The sequence below is a fragment of the Massilia timonae genome, assembly GCF_001866515.1.
Taxonomy (GTDB): domain Bacteria; phylum Pseudomonadota; class Gammaproteobacteria; order Burkholderiales; family Burkholderiaceae_D; genus Telluria; species Telluria timonae.
The window spans coordinates 3,396,567-3,411,171 of sequence record NZ_JRYB01000001.1 but is presented as its reverse complement, the minus strand read 5'-3'; the positions used below and the strand labels follow the sequence as shown (position 1 = coordinate 3,411,171).

At 65.3% G+C, this 14,605-nt stretch carries 18 protein-coding genes; 3 read left to right on the top strand and 15 right to left on the bottom strand.

The genetic code is table 11. The features are described 5' to 3' along the window. Position 1 precedes the first annotated feature (1 nt). Positions 2-814: a hypothetical protein gene (locus LO55_RS14780; protein WP_071362030.1), complete on the top strand. Its 813-nt coding sequence runs from the start codon at positions 2-4 to the stop codon at positions 812-814. Positions 815-862: 48 nt separating this feature from the next. Here LO55_RS14780 and LO55_RS14775 read toward each other — a convergent pair whose 3' ends face one another. Both LO55_RS14775 and LO55_RS14770 read right to left on the bottom strand, forming a co-directional pair. Then, entirely contained in the window at positions 863-1,774 is a 912-nt protein-coding gene (locus LO55_RS14775; RefSeq protein WP_071362029.1) for an ion transporter, read from the bottom strand. Positions 1,775-1,807: 33 nt separating this feature from the next. Further along, entirely contained in the window at positions 1,808-2,362 is a 555-nt protein-coding gene (locus LO55_RS14770) for an NADPH-dependent FMN reductase (protein ID WP_071362028.1), read from the bottom strand. A 292-nt stretch (positions 2,363-2,654) separates the two neighbouring features. On the opposite strand from LO55_RS14770, the gene LO55_RS14765 reads away from it, so the two are divergent. Together LO55_RS14765 and LO55_RS14760 are read left to right on the top strand one after the other, a co-directional pair. Next, entirely contained in the window at positions 2,655-3,014 is a 360-nt protein-coding gene (locus LO55_RS14765) for an NADH-quinone oxidoreductase subunit A (RefSeq protein WP_005666469.1), read from the top strand. Positions 3,015-3,020: 6 nt separating this feature from the next. Continuing rightward, a complete protein-coding gene (locus tag LO55_RS14760; protein WP_005666467.1) occupies positions 3,021-3,206 on the top strand; it encodes a hypothetical protein in 186 nt (61 codons plus the stop codon). Positions 3,207-3,241: 35 nt separating this feature from the next. Here the strand turns inward: LO55_RS14760 and LO55_RS14755 are convergent, their stop codons facing one another. The 13 genes from LO55_RS14755 to nuoI all read right to left on the bottom strand — a co-directional run bounded on the left by LO55_RS14755 (position 3,242) and on the right by nuoI (position 14,595). Then, positions 3,242-3,550: a hypothetical protein gene (locus LO55_RS14755; protein ID WP_071362027.1), complete on the bottom strand. Its 309-nt coding sequence runs from the start codon at positions 3,548-3,550 to the stop codon at positions 3,242-3,244. Between the two features lie 2 nt (positions 3,551-3,552). Then, positions 3,553-4,833, bottom strand: a complete 1,281-nt coding sequence (locus LO55_RS14750; protein WP_071362026.1) for an MFS transporter — start codon at positions 4,831-4,833, stop codon at positions 3,553-3,555. 53 nt (positions 4,834-4,886) lie between these two features. Next, positions 4,887-5,408, bottom strand: coding sequence for a 2-C-methyl-D-erythritol 2,4-cyclodiphosphate synthase (gene ispF, locus LO55_RS14745; protein WP_005666461.1), 522 nt, complete (start codon positions 5,406-5,408; stop codon positions 4,887-4,889). A gap of 19 nt (positions 5,409-5,427) precedes the next feature. Further along, the gene (gene ispD / locus LO55_RS14740) at positions 5,428-6,165 is read right to left on the bottom strand and encodes a 2-C-methyl-D-erythritol 4-phosphate cytidylyltransferase (RefSeq protein WP_071362025.1); all 738 of its coding nucleotides are present in this window, start codon (positions 6,163-6,165) and stop codon (positions 5,428-5,430) included. After that, positions 6,162-6,875, bottom strand: coding sequence for a hypothetical protein (locus tag LO55_RS14735; protein WP_071362024.1), 714 nt, complete (start codon positions 6,873-6,875; stop codon positions 6,162-6,164). Before LO55_RS14735 ends, ispD begins: the two co-directional genes overlap by 4 nt. 5 nt (positions 6,876-6,880) lie before the next feature. After that, the gene (locus LO55_RS14730) at positions 6,881-7,438 is read right to left on the bottom strand and encodes an NUDIX domain-containing protein (RefSeq protein WP_071363794.1); all 558 of its coding nucleotides are present in this window, start codon (positions 7,436-7,438) and stop codon (positions 6,881-6,883) included. A gap of 119 nt (positions 7,439-7,557) precedes the next feature. Next, a complete protein-coding gene (locus tag LO55_RS14725) occupies positions 7,558-7,887 on the bottom strand; it encodes a DUF2818 family protein (protein WP_071362023.1) in 330 nt (109 codons plus the stop codon). Positions 7,888-7,897: 10 nt separating this feature from the next. Then, positions 7,898-9,412 carry an NADH-quinone oxidoreductase subunit NuoN gene (gene nuoN / locus LO55_RS14720; protein WP_177185527.1) on the bottom strand — a complete coding sequence of 505 codons (1,515 nt, stop codon included), beginning with the start codon at positions 9,410-9,412 and terminating at the stop codon, positions 7,898-7,900. Positions 9,413-9,418: 6 nt separating this feature from the next. Further along, positions 9,419-10,921 (bottom strand): NADH-quinone oxidoreductase subunit M, encoded by a 1,503-nt coding sequence (locus LO55_RS14715; RefSeq protein ID WP_071362021.1) that lies wholly within the window; start codon positions 10,919-10,921, stop codon positions 9,419-9,421. A gap of 22 nt (positions 10,922-10,943) precedes the next feature. Continuing rightward, entirely contained in the window at positions 10,944-13,058 is a 2,115-nt protein-coding gene (gene nuoL / locus LO55_RS14710) for an NADH-quinone oxidoreductase subunit L (RefSeq protein WP_071362020.1), read from the bottom strand. 39 nt (positions 13,059-13,097) lie between these two features. Next, the gene (gene nuoK / locus LO55_RS14705) at positions 13,098-13,406 is read right to left on the bottom strand and encodes an NADH-quinone oxidoreductase subunit NuoK (RefSeq protein WP_005666445.1); all 309 of its coding nucleotides are present in this window, start codon (positions 13,404-13,406) and stop codon (positions 13,098-13,100) included. Then, on the bottom strand, positions 13,403-14,083 hold the full coding sequence (locus LO55_RS14700; RefSeq protein ID WP_071362019.1) for an NADH-quinone oxidoreductase subunit J: 681 nt from the start codon (positions 14,081-14,083) through the stop codon (positions 13,403-13,405). Before LO55_RS14700 ends, nuoK begins: the two co-directional genes overlap by 4 nt. 23 nt (positions 14,084-14,106) lie before the next feature. Beyond that, on the bottom strand, positions 14,107-14,595 hold the full coding sequence (gene nuoI, locus LO55_RS14695) for an NADH-quinone oxidoreductase subunit NuoI (RefSeq protein WP_005666441.1): 489 nt from the start codon (positions 14,593-14,595) through the stop codon (positions 14,107-14,109). Between the last annotated feature and the right edge of the window lie 10 nt (positions 14,596-14,605).

Genomic DNA, 14,605 nt, shown 5'->3' with positions numbered 1-14,605 from the left:
GATGATTGGACAGAACGATGTAGTCGAATTCGCGGGCACGCCCGGGCGCACGGTCCGCGTGCTGTGGATCGACCAGCCGCGGGCGCTGGCCTGGACCTATCAACTGGGCAGCCATGCGGCCATGCCCGAGCCGACGCCGCTGGCGGTGCTGGAAGAAGCGCTGGCGTCCGGCCAGGCGCGGCGCCTGTTGGTCGACCCGTTCGCCGCGGCGCCGCCGCGCGAACCGGTGCCGCAGGGCTACCTGAACCTGCAGGCCAAGGCCTGGTCGGCCGTGCGCGCCCTGCACGCCGACCGCCACGCGCTGGTCGATCCGCGCCAGCGCGCCACGCTGATGGCCGCCTACGCCGCCGCCCACGGCATGTCGAAATCGAGCATCCTGCGCTACCTGCGCCGCTATTGGGAGCGCGGCCAGACGCCCGACGCCCTGCTGCCGGACTACGGCAATTCGGGCGCGCCGGGCCGCACCCGCGCGGTCACGGCCGGCATCAAGCGCGGACGTCCGCGCAAGGGCGCCGGCACCGGCACCAATGCCGACGAGCGGATGCGCGCGATCTTCCGCGCCGCCGCGGCGCGCTATGCGGCCAGCCATGACGGCTTCTCGCGCCGCGCCGCCTATCGCCAGATGCTGGAGGATTTCTTCCAGGACGTCGACGCCGGGGCGCTGCCCAGCTTCGGCCAGTTCAATTACTGGCTCGAGCGCGACGCCGCCGTGCCGCCGCCGGTCACGCTGGCGCGCCCGGCGCCGCCGCGTCCACCGGTGCATGCACCAATGCACGCACCGTCGCGGTTCACGCAGCACGCCGCCATGGCCTGAGCGATCGCGGTGCACCGCACGCCGTCATGGTGCGCGGTGCGCGTAGCGCTACCCTTGCGCCGGCGCCAGCGGCGCGCCGCAATCCTTGCAGAAGTGGGCGCGCGGGTCATGCTCGCCGCTGCCGCAGGCGCCGCACTGGCGCGGCGTGCCGCGCGGGGCGTGGCGCGACATCTTCTGCGACGTCATCTCGGCCGAGACGATCCCCGTCGGCACCGCCAGGATGCCCCAGCCCAGCAGCACCATGAACGAGGCGATCGCCTTGCCCACCGGCGTGTGCGGCACGATGTCGCCGTAGCCGACCGTGGTGATGGTCACCGTGGCCCAGTACATCGACATCGGAATGCTGGTGAAGCCGTTCTCCGGCCCCTCGACCACGTACATCACGGTGCCGAGGATCAGGATCAGCATCAGCACCACCGACAGGAACACCATGATCTTGCGCCGGCTGGCGACCAGGGCCTCGCCCAGGCGCGTGTATTCCTCGATGTACAGGGTCAGCTTGAAGATGCGGAATACGCGCAGCAGGCGCAGGATGCGCACGTCCAGGAACACCTGGCTGCCGGGCAGCAGCAGCGACAGGTAGGTCGGCAGCACCGACACCACGTCGATGATCCCGTAGAAGCTGCGCGCATAGCGCAGCGGGCGCTGCACGCACACCAGGCGCGCGATGTATTCGATCGTAAACAGCAGCGTGAAGCCCCATTCGAGCACCGAGGTCACGCCCGAATACTGGCTGTAGATGGCCGGCACGCTGTCGAGGATCACGACCAGGATGCTGAGCAGGATCAGGATCACCAGCACGATGTCGAAACGGCGCCCGGCCGGGGTGTCGGTGCCGAAGATGACGTCGAACATGCGCGCGCGCCAGCCGTCCGGCGGCCGGCCCAGCAGCGTGGGCAGGTCGCGCGGCGGCGTCGGCACGAACTTGCTGTCGATCTTGCTGTCGGTCGCGCGGATCATCTGGGGTCGGGTCCCGCCGCCGAAGGCAAACCCTTATTTGGCATGCTGCTCCACCCAGGCGGCGAAGGCGGCCATGAATTTCTGGAAGAAGGCGCGCGACGATTCGTCGACCAGCTCGTCCCCCTCGTACTTGCCGGCGACGCCGCCGACATAGGCTTCCGGCGCCGGCATGGTCGGCATGTTCAGGAACGGCAGCATCTGGCGCAGGTGGTGGTTGGCGCCGAAGCCGCCCAGCGCGCCCGGCGAGACGCTGACGATGGCGCAGGGCTTGTCGGCGAAGGCCGCCTTGCCGTAGGGGCGCGAGCCGACGTCGATCGCGTTCTTCAACGCCCCCGGCACCGAGCGGTTGTATTCCGGGGTGCAGAACAGGATGCCGTCGGCCTGGCGGATGGCGTCGCGAAACGCCGCGAATGCGGCTGGGGGCGGATCGGTCTCGTCGTCCTCGTTATACAGCGGCAGGTCGCGCAGCTCGACGATCGCGAGCTCGAGTCCTTGCGGCGCCAGCGCGATCAGGCTGTGGGCGACGCGGCGGGTGTACGAATCCTTGCGCAGGCTGCCGACGAGGACGGCGATTTTTTTCGAGGCCATGATATTCCTTTATTGGATGAGGTCGTTTTGCCAACCTCTGATGATAGCGGCTTTCGTTCGCGCGGTGCGTCGCATACGGAAAACACCTGTAAATACCCTCGTAAACACAGCAACTGCATGGTAACTGCACGCAAATGCCTGGTTGGCAACAGGATCATATCCAGTTAGAATCGGGCCCGACCTTGCCCGTCGGGGCCGCATGCGATGCCGGACCGACGCGGCGCAGCGTTCCAGGAAGGACCACCGCACTACCGACTTTATCAACCCACGCGCCTGATCGCGCAGCAGAACCATGAACCTCGAAGAATACTTCCCCGTCCTCATGTTCATCATCATCGGCATCCTGGTCGGTGTCGCGCCCCAGGTCTTGGGCCGCGTGCTGGGGCCGCATCGCCCCGACGAACAGAAGCTGTCCGCCTACGAGTGCGGCTTCGAGGCCTTCGGCGACGCCCGCATGCAGTTCGACGTGCGCTTCTACCTGGTCGCGATCCTGTTCATCCTGTTCGACCTGGAAGTGGCCTTCCTGGTGCCGTGGGCGGTGGTCGTCACCGATATCGGCTCGACCGGCTTCTGGGCCATGATGGTGTTCCTGGGCCTGTTGACCATCGGCCTGGCCTACGAGTGGAAAAAGGGCGCGCTGGACTGGGACTGATCCGTCATGGACGCCATGCTGTTCGTGAACCTGGTGATCGGCATCGGCCTGCTCGACGCCGCCTGGCGCTCGCACAAGAACGCCAGGCCGCGCACGGCGGCGCTGCTGGCGACCATCGCCGGCGCCGGCATCGCCCTGAGCCTGTTCGTGCTGGCCACCGGGACCGGCGTCCCTCCTCCCAGCGTCGACTAGACCGCGACGGCCGCGCTCCGCGGCCTTTTTTTCGCCTACAGCCGCAGGCGCCGGTACATCTCCAGGAAGCGCTTCACCTGCGGCTTGCTCATGACGACCACCGGGTCGCCATGCCAGGCATACAGGAAAGGCTCGCCGCCCTGGCGGTCGGAGATGCGCACCGACAGCAGGAAGCGCGTGCCCAGGGGATAGCGCGCCGTATCGAGCAGGCTGCGCGAACACTGCACCCGCATGTCGGTCGCGAAAGCCTGCCCCGACACCGGCCGGATGCGCGGCTTGCCGGTGCGCGCGTCCAATGCCGATTCGACCGCCACCTCGCGGTAAGCCCAGGCGTCGCGCGCCACGCCTAGGCCCCCGCCAGCCTGGGCGGGCGCACCACCGCCGCTTCGCGGATCGGCAGGTTCACCAGGGCCGCGGCCAGCGCCAGCGCCATGTCGGCATACCACATCCAGCTGTAGTCGCCCGTGTGCACCACGGCCAGGCCGCCCAGCCAGGCGCCGAAGAAGCCGCCGATCTGGTGCGACAGCAGGGTCATGCCGAACAGCGTGGCCAGGTAGCGCACGCCGAACAGCTTGCCGACCAGGCCGGCCGTCGGCGGCACGGTGGCCAGCCAGGTAGCGCCGAGCGCGGCGGCGAACAGGTAGAAGGTCCATGCGGTCTTCGGCGCCAGCAGGTACAAGGCGACCAGCAGGGCGCGGCTGGCATAGATCCAGAACAGCAGCGACTTCATGCGGTAGCGCGAGGCCAGCATCCCCGCGCCCAGGCTGCCGGCGATGTTGAACAGGCCGATCAGCGCCAGGGCCGTGGCCGAGACGCTGGCCGGCAGGCCGCACAGCGCGACCTCGCCCGGCAGGTGGGTGACCAGGAAGGCGATGTGGAAGCCGCAGGTGAAGAAGCCCAGGTGCAGGCAGATATAGCTGCGGTCGCGCATGGCCTGGCGCAGCTGCTGGCCGAGCGAGATCGAAGGCGGAGCCGGCTGGGACGCGGCAGGCGCGGCGCCGGCAGCACTAGCGGGAGAGGCGGCGGCGGCTTTCCTGCCGCGCAGCGGCCAGGCCAGCGGAATGGTCAGCAAGGTGGCGGCGGCCATGGTGAGCATGGCCCAGATCCAGCCGGCGCCGGCGATGATGGCGCCCATCAGCGGCGCGAACACGAACTGGCCGAAGGAGCCGCCGGCGTTGATGAAACCCGAGGCGAAGGCGCGCCGCTCGGCCGGCAGGCGCTGGGCGGTGGCGCCGATCAGGATCGAGAAGCTGCCGGCGCCGGCCCCGGCCGCCGAGAGAAAACCCATGGTCAGCAGCAGCGCCCACTGCGAATCGACGAAGGGCGTGGCGGCGGTGCCCGCCGCCAGCATCAGGCCGCCGAGGGCGATCACCCTGCCCGGCCCGTACTTGTCGGCGACGGCGCCGAAGACCGGCTGGGCCGCGCCCCACATCAGCTGGGCCACCGCCATCACGAAACTGATGCTGGCCACGCCGAGCCCGGTCGCGGTGTTCAGCGGCGACAGGAACAGGCCGCTGGTCAGCCGCGCGCCCATCGTGATCATCATGATGGCGCTGGCGACCAGGATCAGGGTCCAGGCCGCGCGCGGAGATGGATCGAACGGCGGTGTCGGGTTGGCGTTGGTCATCAGGCAATTATAGATTGCCTTTTCGACCTTTGCCGAAGCCCGTCAATACCGCTTCAGGACGCCTCGTTGGCGGCCCGGATCAGCAGCGCGGTCGAGTGCGCCGCCATGCCCTCTTCGCGGCCCAGGTAACCCAGCTTTTCGTTGGTCTTGGCCTTGATGTTCACCTGCTGCGGCGACACGCCCAGGTCTTCGGCGATGCGCGAGACCATCAGCGGGATGTGCGGCGCCATTTTCGGCTGCTGGGCGATGATGGTGGCGTCGATATTGCCGATGGTGTAGCCCGAGTTCAGCACGCGGTGCGCGACTTCGCGCAGCAGGGTGCGCGAATCGGCGCCGGCGAACATCGGGTCGGTGTCCGGGAAGTGCTTGCCGATGTCGCCCAGCGCGGCCGCGCCCAGCAGCGAATCGATGATCGCATGCAGCAGCACGTCGGCGTCGGAATGGCCCAGCAGGCCCAGGCGGTGCGGGATGGTGACGCCGCCGACGATCAGCTTGCGGCCTTCGACCAGCGCGTGGTTGTCGTAGCCGGTGCCGATGCGAAATGGAGGATGGGGGTTGTAGGATGCGAGTGCCATGGTGTGTGGTTCGTGTCGGTCAAATGGTGGAATCGAGCGCCAGGTACATCTCGGCGATGCGGATGTCGGATGGCAGCGTGACTTTCAGGTTGCGCGGATGGCCTTCGACCAGCCGCGGGGCCAGGCCCAGCGCCTCGACGGCGCTGGCGTCGTCGGTGATCGCGGCCGGGTCGAGCGCCGCGTCGAGCGCGCGGCACAGCAGCGCGTAGGAAAACATTTGCGGGGTCTGGGCCAGCCACAGCCCGTCGCGCGGGACGGTGGCGACGCCGTCGTCGCCCCGGCGCTTGACGGTATCGACCACGGGCAGCGCCAGCAGGCCGCCGGCCGCGTGGTCGCCGGTCTCGACGATCAGGCGTTCGATCAGCGCGGCGTTCAGGCCCGGCCGGGCGGCGTCGTGGACCAGCACGCGGTCTTGCGCGCCGAGCACGCCGGCCAGCGCATGCAGGCCGTTGCGGATCGACTCCATGCGGGTGGCGCCGCCGCAGCGCAGCACGGTGACCCGGCTGCACGGCTCCCTTGCGTCGGGCAGCACGCCGTCGATGAAGGGGTCGTCCGCGCTCACCACCACATAGGTGTGGGCGATGAGCGGGCTGGAAAGGAAGGCGTCGACCGTGTGACGCAGCATGGGCTTGGCGCCGATGGCCAGGTATTGCTTGGGACTGCCGGCCGCCATGCGGGCGCCGACGCCGGCCGCCGGAATGAGGGCGACATGCTGCTGCACTGCCGTGTTCGTTTCGTTTGCTTGTTCGGTGGTCATGAACTGCTTCGTGATGCCTGTCTAAGCAAAGACTGTACCTCACCTGCGCAAACCTTGCCCAGGCGGGCGTATTCCTGCGGCGTATCAATGGCCGCCTGCAATACTTCGACTTTTTCCATCTCACGTTTAATGTAAGGCATCCAGCTGCGGTCGACTTCGCGCTGGAGCAGAGATCGTGCCTGGCCGATCGGCGCATACAACGGTTTGCCGGCGAAGCGCGCCGCCAGGCGGGCGCGCACGATGGCTTCGGCCTTCGGCAGGAAATCCTGGTAGGTCTGCAGGTGGCGCATCTCGTGGGCCAGCACTTCCCGGTACGAACACGATCCCGGCGGGAACTCGCGGCTGACATAGATCACGATCGGCGCGTAATACAGGTTGACGTCAATGCGCGGCGCCACGCATTCGTAGCCGCTGGTCCCGTCCGTCAACATGCGCCCGCCGACCTTGATGCTCACCCGCGCCTCGGTATGCGTCAGGCCCAGCACCCAGGACCCACGGCGCACGCTGCCTTTCAGGCGCGTCAGGTCGAAGTAGGAACGCGTGTTGTCGATGCGGTAGCCTTCGCTGCGGCTGGACAGCACCGAGATCGTCTCGCCGATGGTGTCCTCGCACTGCGCCTGGAACGGGGTGCGGGCCTGGGCCGAGGCCGGGGCGGCCATGACGACCGACAGCGCCGCCGACAGCGCGACCAGGCTCCGACGCGGCCGCATGATGCTCAGGCAGGCGTCCAGTCGCCGGCCAGGATCTTCTCGAGCCAGAAGGTGCCGATGATCGTTTTCACGTCGGTGATCTCGCCCTTGCGCACCATCTCGAGGAGCTCGGGCACGGTGGCGCTGAAGAGCTCCAGGAACTCGCCGGCGTCGAGCTGCTGCTCGCCCGCGCTCAGGTCTTCGGCCAGGAAGATCTCGAGGTGCTCGTCCGAATAGGCGATCGCGTTGTGGATCGTGCAGACGAAGCGCCAGCGTCCCGCCGTGTAGCCGGTTTCCTCCTTGAGCTCGCGCCTGGCGCATTCGAGGTGGTCTTCACCCGGGTCGATCTTCCCGGCCGGGAATTCGATGAAGACCTGCGAGTTCGGATAGCGGAACTGGCGCTCGAGCAGCACGCGGCCGTCGGGCAGCAGCGGCAGGATCACGACCGCGCCGGGATGGCGGAAGAACTCGCGCTGGCTTTCCGAGCCGTCCGGCAGGCGGATGCGGTCTTTCTCGACTTTCAGGAAATGGCCGTCGTAGACGACGCCGCCGTCGATGCGGGTTTCTTTCAGATCCGACACTATGGGCTCCAATGTTACGCAGATGGGAAATATCATAAGCCAAACGCGTCGGCGGCGGAGCGCCAACCCTGCTTACCGTAGGGTTGGCGGCTCCGCCGCCGACGCGTTCAAGGAACGGGAATTCAGCCGCGCCGCTTGCGCATATACCGCAGCACGAAGCCCGGAAACGCCAGCACCAGGAACATGCAGCCGGTGACCGCATAAAACTCCCAGGTCTGCACGAACACCGAACCAATACGCGACTCCAGCAGTTTGGCGACCAGGCCGACCACGAAGTACAGCACCACCAGCTCGAGCAGGCGCAGCGCGAAGGCCTTGTTGCGCGGCTCCCCCGCCGCCGCCTTGCCGGCCGGGACCGGCACGAACCCGAACAGGCGCTCGTTCACGAACGGCAGATTGGCCCCCGCCAGCGCGAGGGCAATCACCAGCAATGCGGCCAGCGAGCTATCCATATGGCCAGTCTCAGTTCGCCAGGGTCGCCTGCATGGCGCTGTAGCAGATCGCCAGCAGGCCGCCCGGGACGATGCCCAGCACCACGATGGCGACGCCGTTGAGCGACATGATGACGCGCATGTCCGTCGGCGTTGAGATGGCGGCGGTGTCCACCGCTTCGTCGAACCAGATCGTCTTGACGATGCGCAGGTAGTAGAACGCGCCGATCAGCGAGAACATCACAGCCACGACGGCCAGCCACACCATGCCGGCGTTGGCGACGGCCTGGATTACGGCGTACTTGGCGATGAAGCCCACCATCGGCGGCACGCCGGCCAGCGAGAACATCAGGACCGTGGCGACGATCGCGAACCATGGGCTGCGCTTGCCGAGACCCTTGAAGTCGCTGATCAGCTCCGCCTCATGGCCGGCGCGCGCCAGCATCATGATCAGGCCGAAGGTGCCCACCGTGGTCAGCACGTAGATGATGGTGTAGTACATCGCGGCGCTGTAGGCGGCGGCGGCATTGGTGGTGTCGCCATCGACGTTGCCGACCACCAGGGCCAGCACCACGAAGCCCATCTGGGCGATGGTCGAATACGCCAGCATGCGCTTGATATTGGTCTGGGCGATCGCGGTGACGTTACCGAAGGCCAGCGACAGCACGGCCACCACCAGCAGCATCTGCTGCCAGTCGAAGGCCATCGACGGCAGCGCCTCGGCCAGCAGGCGGATCACGATGGCGAAGGTGGCGATCTTCGGCGCGCCGCCCAGCAGCAGGGTCACGGCGGTCGGCGAACCCTGCACGACGTCCGGCACCCACATGTGGAACGGCACCACGCCCAGCTTGAAGGCCAGGCCGGCCACCACGAACACCAGGCCGAACACCAGGATGGTGCGATTCGCGCCTTCGGCTGCGGTGATCTGGGCGATCGCGTTGATGTCGAGCGAACCGGTGGCGCCGTAGATCATCGAGATGCCGTACAGCAGGAAGCCCGACGCCAGGGCGCCCAGAATGAAGTACTTCATCGCGGCTTCGGTCGAGACCGCGTGGTCGCGGCGCAGCGCAACCAGCGCGTACAGCGACAGCGACATCAGTTCCAGGCCCAGGTAGATCGACAGCATGCTGTTACCCGAGATCATGATCATCTGGCCCAGCATCGAGAACAGCGCGAGCGAATAGAACTCGCCGCCCAGGTTGCCCGACATCATGCCGCGGTCGCCGGCGTACTGGCGCGAGTACACGATGGTCATGGCCGTGGCCAGGTAGGTGAACAGCTTGAGCAGGTTCGACATCGGATCCGACACGTACATATGACTGAACGTATAGACAGTCGCGCCGCCGTTGAAGTCGATAAAGGAAAAGATCGCGCAGCCGCCGATCGCCAGCAGCGACAGGCCGTAGGTCAGGTTGCGCTTGCCTTCCTTCAGGAACAGGTCGATCAGCAGGATCGCGGAGGTCGCGATCAGCAGGAAGATTTCGGCATAGACCGGCGCCAGATTGGTGTCGGCAGCCGATAACAGGGTCGAGTTCATTTCATTCATGGCGTTTTATTGAGGCACTTTGCTGACTGCGACGTGCTGAAGCAGGTCGGTGACCGACACTTGCAGGGTCTCGGCGATCGGCGCCGGATACAGGCCCATCGCCAGGGTGGCGATTGCCAGCACCGACAGGATGGCGAACTCGCGACCGTTCAGGTCGGTCAGCTCGGCGACTTTCTTGTTGGCGACAGGGCCGAACACGACGCGCTTGACCATCCACAGCGAGTAAGCCGCGCCCAGGATCAGGGCGGTGCCCGATGCGACGCCGGTCCAGAAGTTGAACTCGACCGCGCCCAGGATGACCATGAACTCGCCGATGAAGCCCGAGGTCGCCGGCAGGCCGGCATTGGCCATCGAGAACAGCACGGCGAAGGCGGCGAACTTCGGCATGGTGTTGACCACGCCGCCGTAGTCGGCGATTTCACGCGAATGCACGCGGTCGTACAGCACGCCGATGCACAGGAACATCGCGCCCGACACGAAGCCGTGCGAAATCGCCTGCATCAGGCCGCCCTGCACGCCCAGGTCGTTGAACATGAAGAAGCCCAGGGTCACGAAGCCCATGTGCGCGATCGACGAGTAGGCGACCAGTTTCTTCATGTCTTTCTGCACCAGGGCCACCAGGCCGATGTAGATCACGGCTACCAGCGACAGGCCGATGACGACCGGCGCCAGGTATTGCGATGCGTCCGGGGTGATCGGCAGCGAGAAGCGCAGGAAACCGTAGGCGCCCAGCTTCAGCATGATCGCGGCCAGCACGACCGAACCGCCGGTCGGCGCCTCGACGTGGGCGTCCGGCAGCCAGGTGTGCACCGGCCACATCGGCACTTTCACGGCGAAAGCCATGAAGAAGGCGATGAAGATCAGGATCTGCACGTTCATCGCCAGCGGCAGGTCGTGCCAGGCCAGGATGTCGAAGGTGCCCGACTGGTTGTACAGGTAGACGATCGCGACCAGGGTCAGCAGCGAGCCGAAGAAGGTGTACAGGAAGAACTTGAATGCTGCGTACACGCGGTTCGGGCCGCCGAACACGCCGATGATGATGAACATCGGGATCAGCGTGGCTTCGAAGAAGAAGTAGAACAGCAGGCCGTCCAGCGCGCAGAACACGCCGATCATCAGGCCCGACAGGATCAGGAACGAACCCATGTACTGGGCCACGCGCTCTTCGATCACCTCCCACGCCGCCAGCACCACGATGATGGTGATGAAGGCGGTCAGCGGCACGAACCAGAGCGACAGGCCGTCCACACCGAGGCGGTAGAAGATGTTGAAGCGCTCGATCCAGGCCGCCTGTTCATAGAACTGCATGCCGTGGGCGGCGTTGTCGAAATTGGCGATCAGCGGGATCGTCGGCAGCAGGCTGACGACCGAGCCGACCAGCGACATCATGCGCACCATCCCGGCGTTCTTGTCGCGGCCGATGGCCAGGACCAGCACGCCGAACAGGATCGGGAGCCAGATCGCCAGGCTCAGGTACGGTGGAAACGTAGAAATTGTTGACTGCATCATTTTTCTTTATCTCTGCCTGTGATTAACCGCGCCAGAACGGGAAGAAGTACAGCATCGCTGCCAGTACGCCGACGATCATCACGAACGCATAGTGATAGATGTAACCGGTCTGCGCGCGCTTGGTGACGGTCGAGAACCAGCCCACCAGTTTGGCGCTGCCATTGACGACCAGGCCGTCGATCAGGCTGCGGTCGCCGACATTCCACAGGCCCTTGCCCACGCCGAGTGCGCCGCCAGCGAAGACCTTCTGGTTGAACGCATCCATGTAGTACTTGTTGTCCAGCAGGGTGTGCAGTGGCTTGAGCTTGGCGTAGAACCAGGCCGGCACGCGCGGATTGACCATATAGCAGTAGTAGGCGGCAACGACGCCTGCCAGTGCCAGCCAGAACGGTGCGGTCTGCAGGCCGTGCAGGGCCATCGCGCCGGCGCCATGGAACATCTCGCCCAGTTCGGCCATCGCAGGGTGCGCAGGATTGACGGTGATCACGCCATCGAAGAAGTTACCGTGCAACATAGGACCGATCGCCAGGTAGCCGACGATGACCGACGGGATCGCCAGCAGGATCAGCGGCAGGGTCACGACCCAAGGCGACTCGTGCGGCTTCTGGCCCGGGGCCAGGCCATGGTGATGGTGGTCGTCGTGCGCGTCTTCTTCATGGTGCGCGCCCGAATCGTGCAGTGCGTGCGGATCGGCGTGGTCGTGCGCGCCAGCTTTGGCATGCGCGTGATCGTCATGATGATCGTGTGCATGTGCCTTGCCAAAACGCTCTTCGCCATGGAACACCAGGAAATACATACGGAACGAGTAGAACGCCGTGACGAACACGCCGGCCAGCACCGCGAAGTTGGCGAAGCCCGAACCCGGCAGGTTACTTGCGTGCACTGCCTCGATGATCGAATCCTTCGAGTAGAAGCCCGAGAACAATGGGGTACCGATCAGGGCCAGCGAACCGATCAGCGAAGTGATCCAGGTGATCGGCATGTACTTGCGCAGGCCGCCCATGTTGCGCATGTCCTGGTCGTGGTGCATGCCGATGATGACCGAGCCGGCGCCAAGGAACAGCAGCGCCTTGAAGAAGGCGTGGGTCATCAGGTGGAAGGCGGCGACCGAATAGGCCGACACGCCCAGCGCCACGGTCATGTAACCCAGCTGCGACAAGGTCGAGTATGCGACCACGCGCTTGATGTCGTTCTGGATGATGCCCAGGAAGCCCATGAACAGCGCGGTGATCGAACCGATGACGATGATGAAGGAGAGTGCGCCATCCGACAGCTCGAACAGCGGCGACATGCGCGACACCATGAAGATGCCGGCGGTAACCATGGTCGCGGCGTGGATCAGTGCCGAGATCGGGGTCGGGCCTTCCATCGAGTCAGGCAGCCACACGTGCAGCGGGAACTGCGCCGACTTGCCCATCGCGCCGATAAACAGGCAGATGCAGGCGGCGGTCAGCAGCGGCCAGTCGGTGCCCGGCACGGTCATGGTGGCCAGCTGGTCGGCTTGCGCGAACACTTCGGTGTAGTTCATCGAACCCGACGCGGCCAGCAGCAGGCCGATGCCGAGGATGAAGCCGAAGTCGCCGACACGGTTGACCAGGAAGGCCTTCATGTTGGCGAAGATCGCGGTCGGACGGGTGTACCAGAAACCGATCAGGAGGTACGAGACCAGACCAACTGCCTCCCAGCCGAAGAACAGCTGCAGGAAGTTGTTGGACATGACCAGCATCAGCATCGCGAACGTGAACAGCGAGATGTACGAGAAGAAGCGGTTGTAGCCGTCGTCTTCCGCCATATAGCCGATCGTGTAGATGTGGACCATCAGCGACACCGAGGTCACGACGCACATCATCATCGCGGTCAGGGTGTCGATCTGGAAGCCGACGGCGAGCTTCAGCGTGCCGACCGTCATCCAGGTGTAGATGTCTTCATTCAGCTTGAAGCCGTCGAGCGTGGCCATCAGGGTCTGCACCGAGATGATCAGCGCGATCAGCACGCCCAGGATGGTCGCCGTATGCGACACCTTGCGACCGACTACATTGCCCAGGAACTTGGTACCGAGCAGGCCGGCGATCGCCGAGCCTGCCAGCGGCGCCAGAGGCACCGCCAGTAAGAGTGAGGTTGAAATTTGCCCCGCCATGTTGAACCTTATTCGTTATGTGTTATCGAGACGAGCTCATCAGCCTTTGAGGCTGTCGAGGTCTTCCACGTTGATCGTGTCCAGGTTACGGAACAGGACCACCAGGATTGCCAGGCCGATTGCGGATTCGGCGGCAGCGACGGTCAGGATGAAGAACACGAAAATCTGCCCCGCCGCGTCGCCCAGGTAATGGGAAAACGCGATGAAGTTCAGGTTCACCGCCAGCAGCATCAATTCGATGGCCATCAGCAGGATGATGATGTTCTTCCGGTTCAGGAAGATGCCGACCACCGAGATCGCGAACAGGATCGCGCCCAGGATCAGGTAGTGTGCGAGCGACAAGGTCATTTTGGCTCCTTCGGTTCGGCGGCGGCTGCTGCAGCGGCAGCGGCTGCGGCGGCCTTCTCGACGTTCGCTGCGTCGATGGCGCGCTGGTTGACCGTGTCGACCTTGACGATCTTCAGGCGGTCGTTACGCTTGACGCGAACCGCTTGGCCCGGGTCGATGGCTTTGGTGTCCTTGCGGCGGCGCAAAGTCAGGGCGACGGCGGCGATGATCGCCACCAGCAGCACCACGGCGGCGATCTCGAAGCCGTAGATGTACTTGGTATAGATCTGCAGGCCCAGCTCCTTGGTGCCGCCGATGTTCAGGGCGGCCGCTTCCGGCGTCTGCTCGAAGTCGACGAAACCGCGCCACAGCACGGCGGCCATCTCCAGCACGATCAGGGCGCCGATGCCGGACGCCAGGGGCAGGTAGCCCCAGAAGCCTTCGCGCATGCGGTCGATATTAATGTCGAGCATCATGACGACGAAGAGGAACAGCACCATGACGGCGCCCACATAGACCAGCACCAGCACGATGGCGAGGAATTCGGCCTTCAGCAGCAGCCAGATGCCGGCCGCGTTGAAGAAGGCCAGCACCAGGAACAGCGCGGCGTGGACCGGATTCTTGGCGGTGATGACGCGCAGTGCGGCCAGCACCATGATGGCCGCAAACACGTAGAACAGAACAGTTGTAAATGTCATGACTTACCCAGGACCCTTATGTTTTAGCGGTACTTCGCGTCCGCCTCGCGGGCGGCGGCGATGTCGGCTTCGTAGCGGTCGCCGACGGCGAGCAGCATCTCTTTGGTGTAGTAGAGATCGCCGCGTTTCTCGCCGTGGTATTCCAGCACGTGGGTTTCCACGATCGAGTCGACCGGGCACGATTCTTCGCAGAAGCCGCAGAAGATGCACTTGGTCAGGTCGATGTCGTAGCGCGTGGTGCGGCGGGTGCCGTCATCGCGCTGCGCCGACTCGATCGTGATCGCCATGGCCGGGCACACCGCTTCGCACAGCTTGCAGGCGATGCAGCGCTCTTCCCCGTTGGGGTAGCGACGCAGCGCATGCAGGCCGCGGAAGCGGTTCGACATGGGGGTCTTTTCTTCCGGGTACTGGACCGTGATCTTGCGCGACAGCGCATATTTCCCGGTCAGGGCAAGGCCCTTGATCAACTCGGTCAGCATCAGGCTACCGAGGATTTCTTTCATTCTGGACATTGTGTGTTCC

What these genes read in the sequence shown, in the direction of transcription:
- LO55_RS14780 (WP_071362030.1), top strand. Translation starts at nt 2, where the DNA reads ATGATTGGACAGAACGATGTAGTCGAATTCGCGGGCACGCCCGGGCGC.
- LO55_RS14775 (WP_071362029.1), bottom strand. Translation starts at nt 1,774, where the DNA reads ATGATCCGCGCGACCGACAGCAAGATCGACAGCAAGTTCGTGCCGACG.
- LO55_RS14770 (WP_071362028.1), bottom strand. Translation starts at nt 2,362, where the DNA reads ATGGCCTCGAAAAAAATCGCCGTCCTCGTCGGCAGCCTGCGCAAGGAT.
- LO55_RS14765 (WP_005666469.1), top strand. Translation starts at nt 2,655, where the DNA reads ATGAACCTCGAAGAATACTTCCCCGTCCTCATGTTCATCATCATCGGC.
- LO55_RS14760 (WP_005666467.1), top strand. Translation starts at nt 3,021, where the DNA reads ATGGACGCCATGCTGTTCGTGAACCTGGTGATCGGCATCGGCCTGCTC.
- LO55_RS14750 (WP_071362026.1), bottom strand. Translation starts at nt 4,833, where the DNA reads ATGACCAACGCCAACCCGACACCGCCGTTCGATCCATCTCCGCGCGCG.
- ispF (WP_005666461.1), bottom strand. Translation starts at nt 5,408, where the DNA reads ATGGCACTCGCATCCTACAACCCCCATCCTCCATTTCGCATCGGCACC.
- ispD (WP_071362025.1), bottom strand. Translation starts at nt 6,165, where the DNA reads ATGACCACCGAACAAGCAAACGAAACGAACACGGCAGTGCAGCAGCAT.
- LO55_RS14735 (WP_071362024.1), bottom strand. Translation starts at nt 6,875, where the DNA reads ATGCGGCCGCGTCGGAGCCTGGTCGCGCTGTCGGCGGCGCTGTCGGTC.
- LO55_RS14725 (WP_071362023.1), bottom strand. Translation starts at nt 7,887, where the DNA reads ATGGATAGCTCGCTGGCCGCATTGCTGGTGATTGCCCTCGCGCTGGCG.
- nuoN (WP_177185527.1), bottom strand. Translation starts at nt 9,412, where the DNA reads ATGAATGAAATGAACTCGACCCTGTTATCGGCTGCCGACACCAATCTG.
- LO55_RS14715 (WP_071362021.1), bottom strand. Translation starts at nt 10,921, where the DNA reads ATGATGCAGTCAACAATTTCTACGTTTCCACCGTACCTGAGCCTGGCG.
- nuoL (WP_071362020.1), bottom strand. Translation starts at nt 13,058, where the DNA reads ATGGCGGGGCAAATTTCAACCTCACTCTTACTGGCGGTGCCTCTGGCG.
- nuoK (WP_005666445.1), bottom strand. Translation starts at nt 13,406, where the DNA reads ATGACCTTGTCGCTCGCACACTACCTGATCCTGGGCGCGATCCTGTTC.
- LO55_RS14700 (WP_071362019.1), bottom strand. Translation starts at nt 14,083, where the DNA reads ATGACATTTACAACTGTTCTGTTCTACGTGTTTGCGGCCATCATGGTG.
- nuoI (WP_005666441.1), bottom strand. Translation starts at nt 14,595, where the DNA reads ATGTCCAGAATGAAAGAAATCCTCGGTAGCCTGATGCTGACCGAGTTG.